15 protein-coding genes and 2 pseudogenes are annotated in these 18,811 nt (G+C 37.7%); 13 read left to right on the plus strand and 4 right to left on the minus strand.

Annotated features, from left to right (window positions below; genetic code table 11):
* Positions 1-39: 39 nt before the first annotated feature.
* Positions 40-471 carry a MarR family winged helix-turn-helix transcriptional regulator gene (locus BG04_RS19370; protein WP_034653197.1) on the plus strand — a complete coding sequence of 144 codons (432 nt, stop codon included), beginning with the start codon at positions 40-42 and terminating at the stop codon, positions 469-471.
* 3 nt (positions 472-474) lie between these two features.
* On the plus strand, positions 475-639 hold the full coding sequence (locus BG04_RS31055; RefSeq protein WP_168760527.1) for a hypothetical protein: 165 nt from the start codon (positions 475-477) through the stop codon (positions 637-639).
* 78 nt (positions 640-717) lie between these two features.
* Here the strand turns inward: BG04_RS31055 and BG04_RS19375 are convergent, their stop codons facing one another.
* Positions 718-1,656: a nucleoside hydrolase gene (locus BG04_RS19375; protein WP_034653195.1), complete on the minus strand. Its 939-nt coding sequence runs from the start codon at positions 1,654-1,656 to the stop codon at positions 718-720.
* Between the two features lie 33 nt (positions 1,657-1,689).
* Positions 1,690-2,766, minus strand: a complete 1,077-nt coding sequence (locus tag BG04_RS19380) for an isocitrate/isopropylmalate dehydrogenase family protein (RefSeq protein WP_034653193.1) — start codon at positions 2,764-2,766, stop codon at positions 1,690-1,692.
* 435 nt (positions 2,767-3,201) lie between these two features.
* Between BG04_RS19380 and BG04_RS19385 the strand changes: the two genes are divergently transcribed.
* The 6 genes from BG04_RS19385 to BG04_RS19410 all read left to right on the plus strand — a co-directional run bounded on the left by BG04_RS19385 (position 3,202) and on the right by BG04_RS19410 (position 13,290).
* Positions 3,202-4,623 carry a YfcC family protein gene (locus BG04_RS19385; RefSeq protein ID WP_034653192.1) on the plus strand — a complete coding sequence of 474 codons (1,422 nt, stop codon included), beginning with the start codon at positions 3,202-3,204 and terminating at the stop codon, positions 4,621-4,623.
* 63 nt (positions 4,624-4,686) lie between these two features.
* A complete protein-coding gene (gene iadA, locus BG04_RS19390) occupies positions 4,687-5,859 on the plus strand; it encodes a beta-aspartyl-peptidase (protein WP_034653191.1) in 1,173 nt (390 codons plus the stop codon).
* Between the two features lie 92 nt (positions 5,860-5,951).
* Positions 5,952-8,504: a cyanophycinase gene (locus tag BG04_RS19395; RefSeq protein WP_034653189.1), complete on the plus strand. Its 2,553-nt coding sequence runs from the start codon at positions 5,952-5,954 to the stop codon at positions 8,502-8,504.
* A gap of 212 nt (positions 8,505-8,716) precedes the next feature.
* The gene (locus tag BG04_RS19400) at positions 8,717-10,090 is read left to right on the plus strand and encodes a sigma 54-interacting transcriptional regulator (RefSeq protein WP_230586578.1); all 1,374 of its coding nucleotides are present in this window, start codon (positions 8,717-8,719) and stop codon (positions 10,088-10,090) included.
* A 549-nt stretch (positions 10,091-10,639) separates the two neighbouring features.
* Entirely contained in the window at positions 10,640-12,454 is a 1,815-nt protein-coding gene (locus tag BG04_RS19405; RefSeq protein ID WP_177623026.1) for a reverse transcriptase/maturase family protein, read from the plus strand.
* A gap of 140 nt (positions 12,455-12,594) precedes the next feature.
* Positions 12,595-13,290: an AAA-type ATPase lid domain-containing protein gene (locus BG04_RS19410; RefSeq protein ID WP_230586577.1), complete on the plus strand. Its 696-nt coding sequence runs from the start codon at positions 12,595-12,597 to the stop codon at positions 13,288-13,290.
* Positions 13,291-13,364: 74 nt separating this feature from the next.
* Here the strand turns inward: BG04_RS19410 and BG04_RS19415 are convergent, their stop codons facing one another.
* A complete protein-coding gene (locus BG04_RS19415) occupies positions 13,365-14,441 on the minus strand; it encodes a cyanophycinase (protein ID WP_034653187.1) in 1,077 nt (358 codons plus the stop codon).
* Positions 14,442-14,864: 423 nt separating this feature from the next.
* On the opposite strand from BG04_RS19415, the gene BG04_RS19420 reads away from it, so the two are divergent.
* The 3 genes and pseudogenes from BG04_RS19420 to BG04_RS31775 all read left to right on the plus strand — a co-directional run bounded on the left by BG04_RS19420 (position 14,865) and on the right by BG04_RS31775 (position 16,523).
* Positions 14,865-16,133: an MFS transporter gene (locus BG04_RS19420; RefSeq protein WP_034653185.1), complete on the plus strand. Its 1,269-nt coding sequence runs from the start codon at positions 14,865-14,867 to the stop codon at positions 16,131-16,133.
* Positions 16,134-16,190: 57 nt separating this feature from the next.
* A pseudogene (locus tag BG04_RS31770) lies at positions 16,191-16,286 on the plus strand (MerR family transcriptional regulator); the annotation flags it as partial.
* Positions 16,287-16,313: 27 nt separating this feature from the next.
* Entirely contained in the window at positions 16,314-16,523 is a 210-nt protein-coding gene (locus tag BG04_RS31775) for a MerR family transcriptional regulator (RefSeq protein WP_305954803.1), read from the plus strand.
* Between the two features lie 116 nt (positions 16,524-16,639).
* On the opposite strand, the gene BG04_RS19430 is transcribed toward BG04_RS31775, so the two are convergent.
* Positions 16,640-17,386 (minus strand): phosphorylase family protein, encoded by a 747-nt coding sequence (locus BG04_RS19430; protein WP_013082525.1) that lies wholly within the window; start codon positions 17,384-17,386, stop codon positions 16,640-16,642.
* A 281-nt stretch (positions 17,387-17,667) separates the two neighbouring features.
* On the opposite strand from BG04_RS19430, the gene BG04_RS19435 reads away from it, so the two are divergent.
* Together BG04_RS19435 and BG04_RS19440 are read left to right on the plus strand one after the other, a co-directional pair.
* A complete protein-coding gene (locus BG04_RS19435; RefSeq protein WP_034653182.1) occupies positions 17,668-18,225 on the plus strand; it encodes a GNAT family N-acetyltransferase in 558 nt (185 codons plus the stop codon).
* 52 nt (positions 18,226-18,277) lie between these two features.
* Positions 18,278-18,726, plus strand: a pseudogene (locus BG04_RS19440) (N-acetyltransferase family protein).
* Positions 18,727-18,811 lie beyond the last annotated feature (85 nt).

Genomic DNA, 18,811 nt, shown 5'->3' on the forward strand with positions numbered 1-18,811 from the left:
TTTAGTAATAATATATTTACTAAAGAAGGTGGATATCTCATGAAGGAAAAACTGGCTAAGGAATATATCGCTTTAATACCAGTTTTATTTGAAAGCTTTAAGAACTTAAACAAGAATGAAGTGAAATTAACACATTTACAAAATCACGTAGTTGAATTTATGTATATGCAAAAAAGAGATTTGAATATTAAGGAAATTAGCCAAGGGTTAAATATTGCCAAACAGCAGTTAACGAATGTTATCAGTGAATTAGTAAATGAAGGATATTTAATCAAAATGCCCGATTCGCGAGACAAGCGTGCAGTTTTAGTCTCATTAACATCTAAGGGAAAAAGTATTCAAGAGGAAAAATGGAGAGGGATTTATAGTAATTTTCATACAAATCTTGCGAAGTTAAATGAAGAAGAGCAATTAGACCTGCAGTTTGCTCTTCATAAATTAAATGTTTTGTTAAAAAAGATGGAGGGATAAATCATGAGTCAAAGAGAACGAATTTCACTTATTAGTGTAGGCGTTATAGGCGGAACAGTAATGGGAGTAATTTATAAAGATATATCCAACTGTTTGATTACAGGTGTTATTGTTGCTTCAATCATTACTGTAATGCTTAATCAAAAAGCGAAAAAAACAGCTAGATAGTATGAATAAAAGTAAGACAGCACCAGCAAGTGGCAAACTCTGCTATGGTGCTGTCTCACTTTTATAAAGTCATGAACATTACGAAGCCGAATATGTTTTAAGAGCCTTAATCATTAAATCCCAAAATCCGTCTACATCAAGGGTTAAACCAAATTTCGCATTGGGTTTCCTTCCTGTTACTCCCAGCAAATCAACTGAAGTCGTTCCAGCCGTGTATTCTCCGCGTGTTTCTACTACAATATTAACTTCTTTGAACGTAAATAGCTCTGGAGCTACGCAATAAGCAACGGTCAATACATCGTGAACGGGAGGGCCGTCAAAGTCAAAGGTTTCTTTATAGGCAGATTTAAAAAATGCTAATAATTCCCCGACCTTTTTTGCTACGTTATTATCAATGTTCATCACCTGGTTAATAACATTATCTGTTGCAACGGCTTGATGGGTAATATCTAACCCCATTACTACCAGTGGGATACCGCTATCAAACACTTTTTTAGCCGCTTCCGGATCTGCCCAAATATTAAACTCAGCCGTTGGCGTCCAGTTCCCAAATGTTCCACCGCCCATAAGGATAATCTCTTCAATGTTTTCTTTCATTTCTGGAGCTTTTATTAAAGCTAAGGCAATGTTTGTTAAAGGTCCTGTTGGTAAAAGCGTAACGCGATCTTCTGACTCTTTGATCATTCGTATAATAGTATCTACTCCGTGTTCTTCGCTCCAGCTGCGAGAGAGAGCCGGGAACTCAGGGCCGTCTAATCCTGAATCCCCGTGTATACTAGGCGCATTTTCACGTCTGCGCATCATTGGTTCGCTTGCTCCTTTTGAAACAATCACGTTATGTAATGATACCAAATCACACACCTTCAAAGCATTCATCGTCGTTTTTTCAATTTCTGCGTTTCCTGAAACAGTTGTAATGGCTAAAATATCTAATTCCGGTTGTGCGGCAGCCAAAATAATAGCAATAGCATCATCATGACCTGGATCACAGTCCATAATAATCTTTCGTTTTTTCATTATGATCACCTCTATAGAATGGATAAATTGCTGCTAATGTTGCAGGGATTTTATTTTTTCTAAAATAGCTTCTGTAAACTCCGACGTAGAGGCATGTCCGCCTAAATCTTTCGTTTTCACTTCAGCTTGGAGCGTTTGATAAAGTGCGTGTTCTACTGTAGCAGCCACTTCTGTAAGTTTACGATCCGCATGTTTTTCAGCCAGCCATTTCAATAGCATGGCTGCTGAAGAGATAATGCCGGTTGGGTTTGCTATGTTCAAACCTGCGATGTCTGGCGCAGAACCATGGGCTGCTTGGGCCATAGCGATATGTTCATTTGCATTAAGAGAAGGGGCTAATCCTAAGCTCCCTACAAGCTCGCCAGCTAAATCTGAAAGAATATCACCATACATGTTTTCTGTTACGATGACATCAAAATCGGCTGCACGACGTACGAGATGAGCAGCCATGGCATCGATATGGTAGTCGTCCACCTTTACTTCAGGATATTGCGCAGCTATTTCTCGACAAACGTTTAGAAATAGTCCGGTACTTAATCGTAAAACATTTGCTTTATGTACGATTGTTACTTTTTTACGGCGCTGCATAGCCAATGCAAAAGCTTCATGCGCAATTCTTTCTACGGCTTTTCGCGTAAATACGCCGGATGTCACCACAACGTCTTTTGTAATTTGCCATTCACCGTGCCCAGAAAACATATTTCTATCAGCATAGAATCCTTCTGTATTTTCTCGGACAATCACTAAATCAGCTTCTTTCACGACGCTTTTAATACCTGGCATTGTTTTAGCAGGGCGAATATTCGCGTAAAGGTCTAAACTGTGACGAAGCTCTCCGCTAGGATTACGCTTTTCTTTGTGCTTGAGAGGATAAGCAGCAGAATCGTGCGGGCCAAGTATCCATCCATGCGTATGTTTTAAAGCATCTATTGTTACTTCTGGAAGAGGATCGTTATATTGTTTAATTCCTTCCCATCCCATCGGCAGATGAATCCATTCCATTTTTACTCCAGCTTTGCAAGAAGCATTTTTAACTACCTGAACTGCGGCGTCGACAATCTCCGGCCCGATGCCATCACCCGCCAATACCCCGATACGATAAACAGTCATTGTTTTGAACACCCTTTCATTATGCGCAATGCTTTTATAAATAGATTGAAGGTTTATAGTATTAATCTACTTAAAGAAAAGACAATAATAAAATAGTATTTTTTTATGTTTATAGATTAAATTCTTTTATCTTTCTTTTTGATGCTTTTTTAAAAAAAGAACTAGCTAATGCTTCATGCTCCAGATTTTCTATCAAACAGCTTCTTAATTGGCGCTGTTAAATTTTTAAAAACACCCAATTAACACCTAAAACACGATTTAATTATATCATAATTCAGAAAATTAAACGGTTTTACGTTGGCACGAAAATTGCTTGTACTGTATATGAGGAATGCAAAAGGAAGGAGCAATATGGAGCTGCAGATAAGGAATCTGCTTTTAAAGAACGGGATGTCTGTTTAAAGCTATTATTTCATAATGAAGGGGAGAAGAAGAATGAGTGAACCGCAAAAAGAAATGAGTTCATTAAATCAGGTACGGAAAAAAGAGAGGAAAATAAACGTTTTTGCTTTATTGTTAGGATTTCTTGTGATTGCTACCATTTTAACGTATATCTTGCCAGCTGGAGAATACGCACGCGTAGAAGTAGACGGAAGAACAACGGTAGATCCTCAGTCGTTTAAATGGATTGATTCTACACCTGTTGGATTCTTTGATATGGTCAAAGCGATACATACAGGAATGGTAGAAGGAGCCGACATTATCTTTTTTGTATTAATTATCGGCGGTTTCTTTGGCGTACTAAGCGCTACGGGGACAGTAGATGTATTAATTACAACGATGGCTAAAAAACTTGCTACCCGAGAAAAATTATTAATTCCTGTTATGATGCTGTTTTTTGCGGTAGGCGGTTCTTTAATGGGAATGGCGGAAGAAACGCTAGCCTATATTCCTCTTTTAATTCCGCTGGCACTTGCTCTTGGATTCGATGCATTAACAGGGACTGCTATTGTGTTAATTGGCGCATCGGCTGGTTTTACTACGGCCGTTATGAATCCATTTACAGTGGGTGTTGCACAAGGAGTAGCAGAGCTTCCTATGTTTTCTGGAATGGGCTTTCGACTCATCTTATTTGTAGTTGTTTATGCTGTTTCAGTATGGTTTGTCTACCGATATGCGATGAAAGTTAAAAAAAGTCCTTCGATTGGAACATACGGAAAATACAGCATAACTAATGCAAATAAACTCTTAAACTCAGATGCAAAGTTAACTAGAAAGCATAAATGGATTATGGCAGCATTTCTTATTAACTATGTAATTCTTGCTTTTGGGGTTATTAAGTATAAGTGGTACATTACCGAAATTGCCTCTCTGTTTGTCATTTTGACTATTGTGATTGGGGTTATTGGGAGACTGTCTGTTGAAAATACAGTTAAGTCGTTTACAAACGGGGCAGCAGCATTAGTTGGAGGAGCGCTAGTTATCGGAGTTTCTCGTGCTGTTCTTGTTGTTTTGAATGAAGGTCATATTGTAGATCCTATGCTTCATCAAGTATCTGGAACCATTCAACATATTCCGGGATATTTAAGCGTCATTGGAATCTATAACTTCCAAGCGCTGATTCACCTTATTTTAGCATCTGGAACAGGTCATGCGATGCTGACAATGCCAATCATGACACCGCTTGCAGATTTGCTTGATATTACAAGACAAACAGCAGTATTATCTTTTTCTTTTGCAGACGGCATCGGAAACATTATTTTCCCGACGGCTGGAACATTAATGGCTGGCTTAGCGATTGCGGGAATTTCATGGACAAAGTGGGCAAAATGGGTGCTGCCGTTAGTCCTTATTCAATATGTGATTGGTCTAATAGCCGTTGTGATTGCTTATTTTATCAATTACGGACCATTTTAAGCATTAAAATTATATAGAAAAATATTATTCGCAAGTCGAGCTTACTAGTAGGAGGAATAGAAGTTGTTAACCTTAATCAAAAACGCAGAAGTATATGCACCACAGCCTTTAGGAAAAAAAGACGTATTACTTGCAGACAGCAAAATCATCCTTATAAAAGATTATATTGAGCATTTAAATACGTCCATTCCTATTGATGTTGTAGACGCGGCTAATCACATTATAGCTCCAGGCTTCATTGACTCACATGTTCATATTATTGGCGGAGGAGGAGAAGGTGGATATAAAACACGCACTCCTGAACTAATGTTAACCGATGCAACGACTGCCGGTGTTACAACTATTGTAGGTGTACTTGGAACAGACGGTACAACAAGAAGAATGGAAAATCTTCTGGCCAAAGCAAGAGGATTAGAAGAAGAAGGGATTAGCTGTTTCATTCACACAGGTTCTTATCAAATACCAGTAAAAACGTTAACTACCAGCATCGAAGAAGATCTTATTTTAATTGATGAAATTATCGGAGTAGGTGAAATTGCCATTTCTGACCACCGTTCCTCTGAACCGACATTTGAAGAACTGGTAAAGGCGGCTTCTGCTGCCCGCAATGGAGGGATTTTATCAGGGAAAGCCGGAATATTAGAAGTTCATGTAGGGGATGGAAAACGGAAATTATCTTTATTAAATCAAATCGCAGATGAAACAGATCTGCCAATTCGTCAGTTTCATCCTACACATATTAATCGAAATGAAGAACTGTTTAAAGAAGGAATTCAATTTGCAAAACGAGGTGGCTATGTAGATTTTACAACTAGTACCATTCCATATTTTTTAGAAGAAGGCGAAGTTAAGTGCAGTAAAGGGTTACGTATCATGCTTGAAGAAGAAGTTCCAATCTCGAGCATTACGTTCTCATCCGATGGACAAGCGAGCCTGCCGTTTTTTGATGATAACGGAGACTATAAAGGGCTTCAAGTTGGAAAAGTGTCTTCTTTATTTCAAGAAGTACGAGATGCAGTATTAGAAGAATCAGTGCCGTTAGAAACAGCTCTTCAAGTCATTACTTCTAATCCTGCCAAAGTATTAAAACTGTCCAATAAAGGGCATATTCAACCTGGAAAAGATGCAGATTTAGTCCTTTTAGACAAAGAGACACTAACAATTAAAACAGTTTTTGCTCAAGGTAAAGTAATGGTAAAAGACGGTGTCCCTGTTGTGAAAGGAACGTTTGAATAACAGGTTTTAAACATCATTTAACGAAAGTATCGAGAAAGAATACGAGCTAGTCAGAGAAAGATATTAAAATTTGCGTGGAAAGGATCTTTTAAATGAAAAAGAAACTTGTTTCATGTCTTATCAGCTTTACATTACTTTCTTCTTTGAGTACACCGCTGCTTGCAAAAGCACAAGAAAATACTGAAGACATTAAAGGCAGCCTTGTTATTGCAGGCGGAGGTATAGGGACATCTAATCACGAAATCTATGAAAAGTTTCTCTCGCTTGCTGGAGGAAAAGAAAAAGCAAAAGTAGGGATTATTCCAGCTGCTAGCACAACGCTGCAGTCTTCTAAAAAGTTTAAGGAAGACCTCGTAAAATACGGAGCAAACTCAGATTCTATTAAAATTCTTCCCGTTTCAAATCACGATTTTTCTGATACACAAAAGGACGAATCAACCTGGAAGAATCAAGTAAATGATAAGAAGTTATCCCGTACGATTAAAGGACTAACGGCAGTTTGGTTTGTTGGAGGAGATCAAACCAAAATTGTGGATTCTCTTCGTCAAAATAATGGAAGTGATTCTGAAGCGTTAAAAGCTATTTGGGATATATATCGTAAAGGAGCAGTAATCGGAGGCACAAGTGCAGGAGCTGCAATTATGAGTGACGTCATGATTACAGGAGGAGACAGTCTAGGAGCGTTAAAAGACAGTTTAGAAAACAAGGAAAATAAACATGTAAGCAAAAACCAACGCAGTCAAAAAGAGTACGAGCCTCTATCAATTCAAAAAGGGCTGGGGTTTTTCCAACACGGCATAATTGATCAGCACATGGATGAACGAGCACGACTTGGGCGACTTGCAGTAGCTGCATATACTTCTGAACGTGACAAAGAAAAAAACTTTGCATACGGTGTGGACGAAGATACGGCTATGGTCGTTAACAATAAAGATCAAAAGATTGAAGTTGTTGGACGAAGCGGAGTAGCCGTCTTGGATATGAGCAAAGCTGAGCTTGTATCTAAGCAGAAAGCTCGTTCGGGATTAGAGAATATAAAGGTTAGTTACTTATCTCCTGGAGATAAAATTAACTATCATTTAAAGTCATTTGAATTTCCAAAAGAGAGAGTAGAAACGAAGGGATTTGAATATTACTCGTTTAACGCACTGCCTGCTACGGGTGTTTTTACGCCATATGGAAGATTAAAGGCTTATTTATCCTATTCTCTTGTTGACAATGAATCGATGAAATCTGCGAAAAGCTATGTTTATGACAGTAAAGGGTCGGGATATGAAATTGCTTTTCAAAAGGACAATAATACAAACGGCTACTGGAGATATACTGACGGACAAAAAGATGACTATTCCATTGTAAATGTCAAAATGGATATTACGCCCAAAACCTTCAAATTCCAACCGGATAGAAAAACTAGTTTAACGTATAAAAAACCTACTTTTTCTTCATCTGAAAGTCCTGCATACGATTCGATTAAAGGTAATCTCTTAATTGCAGGAGGAGCGCTTGGCAGCAGCAATTCAAGCGTGTATAACAAGTTTATTAATCTTGCAGGAGGAAAACAAGCCAAAATAGGAATTGTGCCTGCAGCGAGTACTAAGTTCGACTCTTCTAATCAGTTTAAAAGTGATTTAATTAAATACGGAGTGAAAGCAGAAAATATAGAGATTTTACCTATTTCGAACCATGACTTTAAAGGAACTTCTGAAAATGAGTCGACTTGGAAAACAAATATGAACAGTGATAAACTAGCGCAAAAAGTTAAAGGGCTAACGGGCATTTGGTTTGTAGGAGGAGATCAAACCTTGATTACGGGCTCCTTGCGTAATGAAAATGGTTCGGACTCAAAAGTTTTACAAGCTATATGGCATACGTATAAAAACGGGGCAGTACTTGGCGGTACGAGCGCCGGCGCGGCAATTATGAGTAATACTATGCTCGCAGGCGGAGATAGCTACGGAGCGCTTTCATACGGATTTACAAACACATATGATGATATGAATCAGCAAGAAGGCGGGCCTGCTTATTTGGAAAAAGGTCTTGGCTTTTTCCAATACGGTCTTGTAGATCAGCATTTTGACAACAAAGCAAGACTCGGACGTCTTATTGCAACAGCATATGAAAAAGGAAATAAAAATCAGCTTTCATACGGAATTGATGAAGATACTGCTATGGTGGTAAATAATAAAGAAAAACAAATAGAAGTTGTGGGAAGAGGCGGTATTACGCTAGTTGACTTAGCGAAGGTACAGGCAAATGACAAATTTCCGAGTGACTACAAAAATATTCTTATCTCTTGTATCACTCCAGGCGACAAAGTAAATCTCACAACAAAAGAAATCGTCATAAACCCAGCTAAAACATCTACTAGAAAAAATGAATACTACAGTGAAAAAGTTGGACCAAATACAGGTCTTTTCTCTCCGCACGGTGTACTAAGAAAGTTTTTAGCTTACGATCTTGTTGATAACGCTCAGAGTAAAGAAATAAAGAGCTATGCGTTTAACCAAAACAAAGGTTTTGAGCTTACCTTCCGAAAAAGTGCTGAAAGCAATGGTTATTGGGCTTATACAGACGGTCAAAAAGACGATTACTCCATTGTAAAGGTAGCCTTAGATATCAAACCAATAGATGTAGATATTAGATGAAAAGAAAGTAATTCAATGCATCTAGCACTTTAGCATATTGTGCCTCCACCTATTAAAGCGGAGGCACTTTTTTCTACTTATTTTTATTTACAATAGGGACAAACGTCCGCTAGATGAAATGCAGGGCAACGTATAAAATGATAGGTACAGTATTCCAAGACTAATCTCTGAAGGCAAGCAAATTTAAAGGCCTGTAGAAAGGTGTTCATACGATGAAAAAGAAATTAGTTTTAATAACAGGAAGCAAGCAAACTAGAATCATTTTGCACGATCAATTAAAAGAGTTGCTAGACGATTACATTTTTATTGAATGCTTTGCGATTGACGAAGAATTACCGGGGGAAATTGATGGCGATGTTGTCCTCTACTCATCAGAGAGTATAAAGCACGAAATGAAGGACAGATTAGACGTTCAGCATGCACATGAAATTGTAGGGAATAGAACGATTCACCATAAGCATATAAATGAATTGCTGCAAATCCCCGCCCATACAAAAGTATTAATTGTAAACGATGACGATAAAGAAACCCTTAAATTAATAGAATCTCTCTATCAAGTAGGTATTAATCATGTTCAGTTTATTCCTTTTAAAAAGCAAAAGACCTATTACGAAGGTGTGGAAGTTGCTGTTTCTCCGGGTGAGATTCACTTATGTCCGCCATATGTAAAACATGTAATTGATATAGGCGTTAGGCTTTTTGATATGGCGACCATTTTTGAACTTATAAAATCATTTGGTTTTAATCAGTCTAATCATTCAATTATTTGGGATCGCTATTTACGAAATATTATTGAGCTGCAAAAAAAGCTAATAGAAGCAGAAGGGCAAATGAAAGAACTTCACCTCCATGTAAAGAGTGTTGTAAATGTAGTAGAAGATGGGATCCTGGCCGTGGATTTCAATAAAAGAATTACGTTATTTAATAAAAGGTTAGAATCATTGTTTCAGCTATCTTCTTCTGATGTTGTAGATCGTGAAATTCAACATGTCATTTCTAACGAAGGCCTTGTGGAGTTTATTACATCGTCCGACGAGAAAAGTCAGTACTTTAACGTAAACGGATACGAAATGGTTATCTATAAGTCTATGATTCAGGAAAGCAATACTACGGTAGCAACGTTTAAAAGTGTGAATCAAGCTGTTGAAATAGAAGGAAAAGCGCAGTCAGAACTTAGAAAAAACGGCTTTTCTGCTAAGTATAATTATCAAGATATTATCGGAGAACACCCAGCTTTGCTTAAAACGATTGAAATTTCCCGGAAAATGGCGGTTACTGAGTACCCTATTTTAATTCAAGGAGAAACCGGTACAGGAAAAGAGCTGTTTGCTCAGGCTATCCACAATCATTCTACACGTAAAAACGGACCGTTTCTTGCCGTAAATTGCAGTGCCATGACCGATACATTGCTAGAAAGTGAGCTGTTTGGGTATGAAGAAGCCAGTTTTACAGGAGCCCAAAAAGGTGGCAAAAAAGGGCTGTTTGAGAGCGCTGATAAAGGTACGATCTTCCTGGATGAAATTGGTGTGCGCCCATACGGGCATATAGAGAATCTCCTTAGACAAGAGATGGGAGTCTGCGCTTAACCCATTTACCGCCTTGCTTACCCACAAGGGGAAACCCGGAGGGGACCAGAGCATGCAAGGAAAGCCCTAAGTTACCAAAGTGACCTAGGTACGACTGAGGGGCAAGGTAAAAAATGTTATGAATAAGGATGAATGCTAAACTGCGTGAACCATAGTCCAAAGTGGAGTATCGTCGCCCGAAGTGAAGGGTCATTGAAACGCTTCGCAGTCAAGAATGGAAATATTGCCAAAGTTTCCATTGAACATACGTGATACGTATGGCAGACCAAAGACTGGCTAACTTGGATAACAAGTAACGGACGAAAGTGGCATCCGACATCATAATTAGTCTAGTTTCTATATGTACTAAATGGGGATTACCTAACTTGGAACGCCTCGTAAGGAGGCTATTGAGGATGATACCAAGTGTAAAAAGCAAGGTATGTGGCTCATGAAAATCCAATATGGTAACGGAGTTCTCGTAGTAGTCAGAGCGAGGGAAAGCCTCGTACAAGGCAAAGGAGAACAGTCTTTTCGACTAATATTAAATTGGGAAGGGGCGTGAGGCTCTTGCGAAGCCCAAAAATCGTATTAGGAAATCTAGCATCTCACAGTAACAAAGCAGGATATAAATACAAAAAATTATATCGAAATCTGTATAACCCATTATTTTTTCTTGATGCCTATCAAAATATATACGCCAGCGAAGGAAACATGACTGCTGGAACAGATGGAAAGACCATTGACGGAATGTCTACAGAAAGAATCTCAGCACTAATTGATAAGTTACGAGATTATTCTTACCAACCAAAACCAGTAAGAAGAGTTTATATTCCAAAGAAAAATGGAAAAAAGCGTCCGTTGGGCATACCTTCCGTAGAAGATAAGTTAGTTCAAGAAGTCATCAAAAACCTATTACAATCCATCTATGAACCAACCTTTAGTAAGTTCTCTCATGGCTTTCGCCCTGAAAAAAGTTGCCATACAGCACTAATTCAGGTCAAAGGAACCTTTACTGGGAGTAGATGGTTCATTGAAGGTGATATCGAAGGTTTTTTCGACAATATTAATCATCATATCCTTATCCATACCCTAAGGAAGAGGATAGATGATGAACAATTTATTTCGCTTATATGGAAGTTCCTTAGAGCCGGATATTTAGAGGAATGGAAGTTTCATAAAACGTTTAGTGGTGCACCACAAGGTGGTATTCTTAGCCCTTTACTAGCAAATATTTATCTAAATGAGTTAGATAATTTTATAAATCGGTATAAGTCAACTTTTGATGTAGGAAAAGTTAGAAGGATAAACCCAGCTTATTCTAAAATACAACATCAAATAAACAGGGTTAAGAAAGAACTGAGGGAATCCAAGGAAATAGATGAAGTACGGGAAAAAGAATTAACCAATAAGGTACATGAGTTGTTAGCTGAAAGAGAACGTATTCCTCAACGATATCCGATGGATGAGAATTATAAACGAATCCAATATGTTAGATATGCAGATGACTTTCTCATTGGAGTTATTGGAAGCAAGGAAGATGCGTACAAGGTAAAAAAAGACATTGCTAATTTCTTGAAATCAGAACTTAAGCTAACATTATCCGAGGAGAAAACACTTATAACAAATACGAGGCATAAGGCTCGATTTTTAGGATATGACGTTAAAGTTTTGCGAGATTTTCACTCTAAACGACGAAGCGATGGAATAAAAACAAGAGCATTCTCGTTAAAATGTGAACTATATATGCCTACTGATCTTGTTTATAGTCGCCTGTTTAAAAAAGGGGTAATAAAGGTCAACCAAAAGACAGGTCAATGGAAACCAATGCACCGTCCAGAGTTAATTAAATTGGTTCCTCTTGAGATTTTAAGAAACTATAACGCCCAGATACGTGGAACCTATCAATATTACCAACTGGCAGTTAATGTGTGCCATCTAAACAGTTATAAGTATCTTCTTGAATATTCTATGTACAAAACCTTAGCAAATAAGTACCGTACTACCTTAGGTAAAGCTAAACAAAAATTTATGGTGAACGGAATATTCCAAGTCAGTTATATGACAAAGTCCGGTAAGAAAACGGAAGTGCTTTATGATAAGGGATTTCGTAGGAATAAAGCTCCTATAACTAAAAAGGATATAGAAAAACTTCCTTCGGAAGTATCATACCAATCCCGAACATCGCTTATCCAAAGGTTGATGGCTAATCAATGTGAATGGTGTAAGGCTGAAGAAGGCTCAATGGAAGTTCATCATGTTCGAAAGTTAAAGAACCTTAAAGGGAAAAAGAAATGGGAAAGACAGATGATAGCAAGAAGTCGTAAAACGATGGTACTTTGTCGAAAGTGTCATCATGACCTGCATAATGGGAAGCTAGACTGAAAAGATGGAGAGCCGTATACCTTGAGAGGGGTACGTACGGTTCGGGGGGGAGTTCTCGGAAACCTAAGACCGAGAGGTCTTAAGGCGCCGGGTTCTTACCCTACGATATCAGTCCGCGTTTACAAACTCAGCTTTTAAGAGTGCTTCAAGAAAAAGAAATTAGACGGGTAGGAGGGACAAGAGTTATTCCGATCAATGTAAGAATAATAGCAGCTACTCACAACAATTTACTACATAAAATGAAAGAAGGGTTGTTTCGAGAAGATTTGTACTATCGTTTACACGTATTATCTTTAACGATTCCTCCTTTAAGATATAGAAGAACCGATATTCCTTTACTGATTCATCATTTTATTTCTAAATCAAAAACGTGGACGCATATCCATCCAGAAGCGATGAAGCTGCTTATCGAATACGAATGGCTAGGAAACATAAGAGAATTAAAAGGAGTCATCGAGTATTTGCTTACTGTCTGCGATGAAAACGAAGTGAAAGCAAAAGACGTAGAGTATAGGCTTAGTAGTCAAAAGGAGGAGCATACTTTACATGAAATTGAAAATGAATCGGTTGACTTGATCGAACTTCAAGAAAATCACGCTCTGTTAGAAACGATAAAGCAGTGTAATGATACAGGAAAAGCAGCAAGCAGAAAGTGGATTACACAGCATTTAAAAGGCTTTACTCTTACAGAACAGCAGGTGAGAAATCGTTTGGATGTACTAGAAGAAAGAGAGTATATTATAAAACGCAGAGGCAGAGCAGGAACGAAAATAACAGAAAAAGGACTGCATTATCTATATCATTTAAAAACAAAACAGCACTTAATCAATCCTTAATATACGGAAGAAAGGGAAACTTCACTAATCAAGTTTCCCTTTTCTATAAAATAGTGTCGTCATAGACTTGGCGTTTACGGCTGATTTCCTCCGTATACTTTTCCTGTAGAGGAAGTAATAACACCGCCGTTTACGTTTAAAGTATAAGCTAACCCTCCAGAACCTGTCCAAGTGGAAAGATTAAAAGTGCTGCCATTAAATAGTTTATAGATAGAAACGTTATTAAACGTCAGCGGCTGACCGCTTATACAAGTAGCAGGCGCCTTATTCGTTTTAGCTAGATAAACAGCTGCGTTTGTAGAGCCTGGCTGTGTTACTACTTTAGCTGAACCATCTTTTTCTACCAGAAGCGCTGACTGTTCATTAACAGCAATTCCTTTGGCGCTTGTTCCAGTTTCTTCTCCGTCTTGGATATTACGTGCAAGAAATGTTAAAAAGCGTCCCATTCTATCTCGTTGTTCAAAATGAGTGTCTGTTTGAATGTTATTATTATGCGGGGTTTGAATCAAATAATCTGTAAAAGAAATAAGAGAACTATAGGGATTGTTTAGCGCTGTTTTCGAATCTAAAGTTGTAGAGCCTGCTGAGATAGAGTCATAAACGTGATCACCTTGAATCATGGTGCCGGCACTTGTTCCTCCAAAAGGAATGCCTTGATTAATACGATTATTTAAGGCTGTAAGAGCTGGGGATCCTTCTAAGAAATCTACGTAATCAGCTTGATTGCCTCCAGCAAAAAAGATGCCTTCTGCCTTGTTAATTTTGTCAATTAAAGAAGAGTCTGAACCTGCTCTTATTAAATCATCGACAACAATTGTGCTAACAGAGTTAAGGGGCTTACCTATGCTTTTGGCGAGGTCATAGATATATGAATTATAGGCGTCAGTACCCGTCGCTCTTATAACCAAGAAATCTCCGCCGTTTGCCTTTTGAATCATCCATTTGAATGCTTCATCTACATCGATGCTTCCGCCCATATAGACTTGTCCGAAGCTTGTACTAGTAGCTTTGTCTGCAGTACTTCCGACTTGATAAAGCGTATAAGGTGCAGAAGCAGCGGAAGTGGAGATTGGAAGTAAAAGAGATGCCGCGAGAACAGCACAAGTAATGACCTGCTTTTTAATACTTTTCTTACGTTCAGCTTTTTTCATAAAGTTCTCCTCCTTTAATAAGTATTCATAAATGAACATGCAAGTTTTATACCAACTTATTGAACACCGGCAAAATAGTGAAAGAAGGCTTTTTTTAAAAGCTCTATGTGTAATATAGGTTATTTATGGGTCATTATTAAGGTTTTTTACACCCGAAAAATGGCGAGAACGACTTTAACTTGGATATCTAATAGTGAAAAGAAATTGCAAAAGGTATATTACAAGATTACATCCCTCATTGAAAAATCACCTTTAAAAACTTAAAATTATAATAGAAAGGAAAAACAAGGATAAAAAGAAGAGCTGTCCGCAATAGCGCCTTATTTATCAAACAGACCTTCATTCTATCAATATCTTCATCTCTTAAACATTTTCCACCAGCATTTCTACGCAGAAAAATTATACATGAGAGGATCTGTCAAAATGAACAAACAGGAAAGTAGCTACAGATGGGTTGTTTTTGGAACCGCTTTATTAGCGTATTATTTGATTGTCAGTCAACGAACAGCCCCTGGACTTATTACAGAACAGTTAATGAAAGATTTTCACGTTTCAGCGTCTGTTATAGGATTAATGACTAGTATACAATTTTTAGCATATGCAGGTCTTCAGATTCCTATTGGTTTACTTTCTGACCGATACGGTCCCAATCGATTTTTGATTATAGGGTCGCTTTTAACGGGAATAGGAAGTCTTATCTACAGCACGTCTCCTAACGAATATGTGTTAATTTTCTCTCGTTTACTAGTCGGTACGGGAGACTCCATGATTTTTGTCAATTTAGTGTTAATTTTAAGTCAGTGGTTTAAGGGAAATGAGTTTGTAAAGCTATTAGGTTTAATTGGGCTGGTAGGAAGTGTAGGTTCATTATCAGCTACCGTGCCTTTGTCTATGTGGATTTCATTTTCAGGCTGGAGAGTTCCCTTTCTTAGCATAGGTCTAGTTTTAATGGCGGTATCCTACCTGCTTTATGTCGTTTTGGTGGTAAAACCTAAACGATTATTTCAAGATGATGCTAAAACAAATAAATCCTCTGTTAAGACTCCGGAAAGTGTATGGGCGATCCTAAGGAGAGTGATGACGACTCGCCAAGCCTGGGCAACATTTCTTTGTCATTTTGGTGTAGTTGGTACATATATCGGTTTTATTGGTTCTTGGGGAGTTCCTTATGGAATGAATGTGTTCCATTTATCTCGCGCTGATGCAAGTCAGCTTATTATGTATGGTCTGTTTGGCGCTATGATTGGCGGACCTTTAATCAGCTGGATATCAAGCAGGTTAAATTCCATTAAAAAAATTTATTCACTTATTCATCTTATTGTGGTGTTTAGCTGGACTGGGTTATTACTTTCCGGCGTGAAACCTTCATTCATGCTAGTCGTTATTTTGCTTTTTATCATCGGCTTCGGAAACGGCGCAAGTGCTTTGACTTTTGCCGTAGTACGTCAATCTTTCTCACTAAAAGAAGTAGGAGTTGTATCAGGTTTTGCCAATATGGGAGGCTTTTTAAGCGCCGTATTATTACCTAGTATTTTCGGAAATGTCCTGGATTTATTCCCCGAGCGTTCACTGCATGTTGGTTATCATTATGCTTTTATGATTCCCATTTTGTTTTCAATGATGGGGTTGTTAGGTGTCTTACTAATTAAAGAGAAGGAAAAAAAGGAGCAGAAAGTGCTGAATGCTTCTTAATGTCTTATATAATGAGAATGAGAGACACGCAAAAAAACGGGGCTGTCTGCGCCCACTCTGCGATACTACGAAAAGAAAGGTATTTTACCGTTTATCGAACGAAATGAACATGATCAGCTTCTATACAACGACCAGAATATCGAGTGGGTCAAGTTTGTTTTAGCTTTACGTGCAACAGGGATGCCGCTTGCCGAGATTAAGCAGTATATAGAGTCATATAAAAAAGGCGAAAGTACAATTAGCGAACGTAGAAACATGATGCTTCAGCATAAAAAGAAAGTGGAAGCAGACATGGCACAAACCTATCTGCATTTAGAACGAATCAATTATAAATTAGCACTGTGTGATACGTTGGAAGCCGGTTTAAACAATAAACAAATAAAAATCTAAATGCTGATAACAAAGAGGCTCCTCTTTATACACAAGCTATAGACCTCAGATGTAAAAAGCTAGGAAACAAAGAAAACAAGATAACTGCCCAGTTATCTTGTTTTCTTTGCACTATTTTAATATGTACTGCTTAAATAAAGAGCTACATCGCGAATTGCTTTATCAGTTTCACTTTCCATTAACTCTCTGTTCTTTGTATACGAATAAAGAGTGTCGCCGTGAAGAAGGTGGTCTGATAAATTTAATAAGCCGACAGCGCGCTTATTAAATTTATGAGCAATGGCCAAAGTAGTAGCTGTCTCCATATCCACACCGAGAAAACCTGCAAGCGACCATTCCTTTACCATGTCATGCGTCTCGATCAGCATGGCACCCATACTGACCGTATGTCCTTTTATATAGCTGTAGCCTTTTTGTTCACAATATCTACAGGCGGCTTCCACTAGCTCTTTGTCAGCTTCCACAAGCGTTTGTTCTGGTAAATACCAGTGTGATACGCCATCCTGCATTTTTGCTGCAGATACAATTAAGATATCTCCATATTGTACAGTGGAAGATAAGCCTCCAAAATATCCCGTTTGAATAAATAAGTCGGTTCCGCTGCCGGCAAATTGATGTACGATGTTTGACGCCATCGGACTGCCATACACATTTGCAAATCCTATATTTCTGTTATTTAACTTACCTATTACCGTGTTCCATTTAGGCATATGCACATCAGTGGATAAGATCTCTTTCCATAAATTTATATTATCTTGAAATACCCACTCACCATGAATAATAAATGCATTAGGCAGCTCTTTTTCTGATAGCTTTAATACATTTAGCCAATCTTCTTTTTTAAAATCACCATACAGCTTCATCTTTTTCTCCTTATTATCTCATTTAGACTAGTTAGAAAAGAATTCTTCATTACTAGCTTTCATTCCTTTAATTTTTATAACTAACAAATATAAAAGAAATGAAGGTTCTGATTTTAAAATGAAGTTATACGTGCTTTTTTTACTCATTTCTCGACAAATATTTAGTATTAAAAAGGAATTCAGTAATAATAAAAGAAATTTCTTATTAGCGGTTATTTAAATTAGATAAAGCTGTGAGAAAAGATCCGTTTAGTTAATGAATAATAGGAGGGAAGGTACAGGTGTCAAATTATTTTCCCGTCATTAAAACAAAAAGGCTTACCCTAAGGGAATTTGAAACAGAAGACGCAAGCAATATTTTAAAATACTTATCTGATAAAGAAGTAATGAAACACTACGGACTAGAGCCTTTTAAAACGGTTGAAGATGCTTTAAATGAGATTGCGTGGTATAAATCAATCTTAAACGAAAAATCTGGAATAAGATGGGGTATTACTCTTAAAGAACAGGATGACATTATTGGCAGCTGCGGATTTCTTAATAGAGTTCATAACCATTACCGTGCAGAAATTGGATATGAGCTAAGCAAAGATTACTGGGGGAATGGGATTGCTAATGAGGCATTGGGCGCCGTTATAAAATATGGTTTTACACATTTAAATTTGCGGAGAATTGAAGCATTAATAGAGCCCGCTAATGCTGCTTCACAAAAATTAATAAAAAAGCATGGCTTTATAAAAGAAGGTCTATTAAGAAGCTACGAATTTACGGGTGGGAAATTTGATGATTTGTATATGTATTCTTTATTAAAGCAAGACTTTGAGAAGCTTCAAGCTTAGATAACGACATTGAAAATACAAATAGCACTATGACAGGGAAGGGGGAAAATGTATGGCCCATTTTAATGTTGATATTGTTCACTATCATCCTCAATTTGCTGAGGCAACGGTAAAAATGTGGAGAGATAGTAAAGAAAAGCGATTGAACAAATGGAAATGCACAGTTTTGACTGTCATGTCTATTTTTTAAATCATATATTGTCAGCACACTATAAAATTGAATTAGCGTTAATGGATGAACAAATAGTAGGAATGATTGCTTATCATGCTGATGAAATTAGCCAGCTGTACGTTCATGTAGATTATCAAGGAAGAGGAATCGGACAGCTTTTACTCGAAAGAGCCAAGACAGAATCAAATGGAAAATTAATATTACGTACATTCGAACGAAATAAAAATGCCCAGAGGTTTTACGAGAAACACGGCTTCAGTATTATAAAAAGAGGATGTGAAAACGAAGAGCAATTACCCGATATTACATATGAATGGACAAGCAAATGAAGCATACGTAATTTTAATAAAGGAGCGGTTAGTGTGAATACGTTAGCACATGAAACATAACAACGCTGTCTATATGTCCGTGGTC

Origin of the sequence: Priestia megaterium NBRC 15308 = ATCC 14581 (genome assembly GCF_000832985.1) — a bacterium.
Classification (GTDB): Bacteria; Bacillota; Bacilli; order Bacillales; family Bacillaceae_H; genus Priestia; species Priestia megaterium.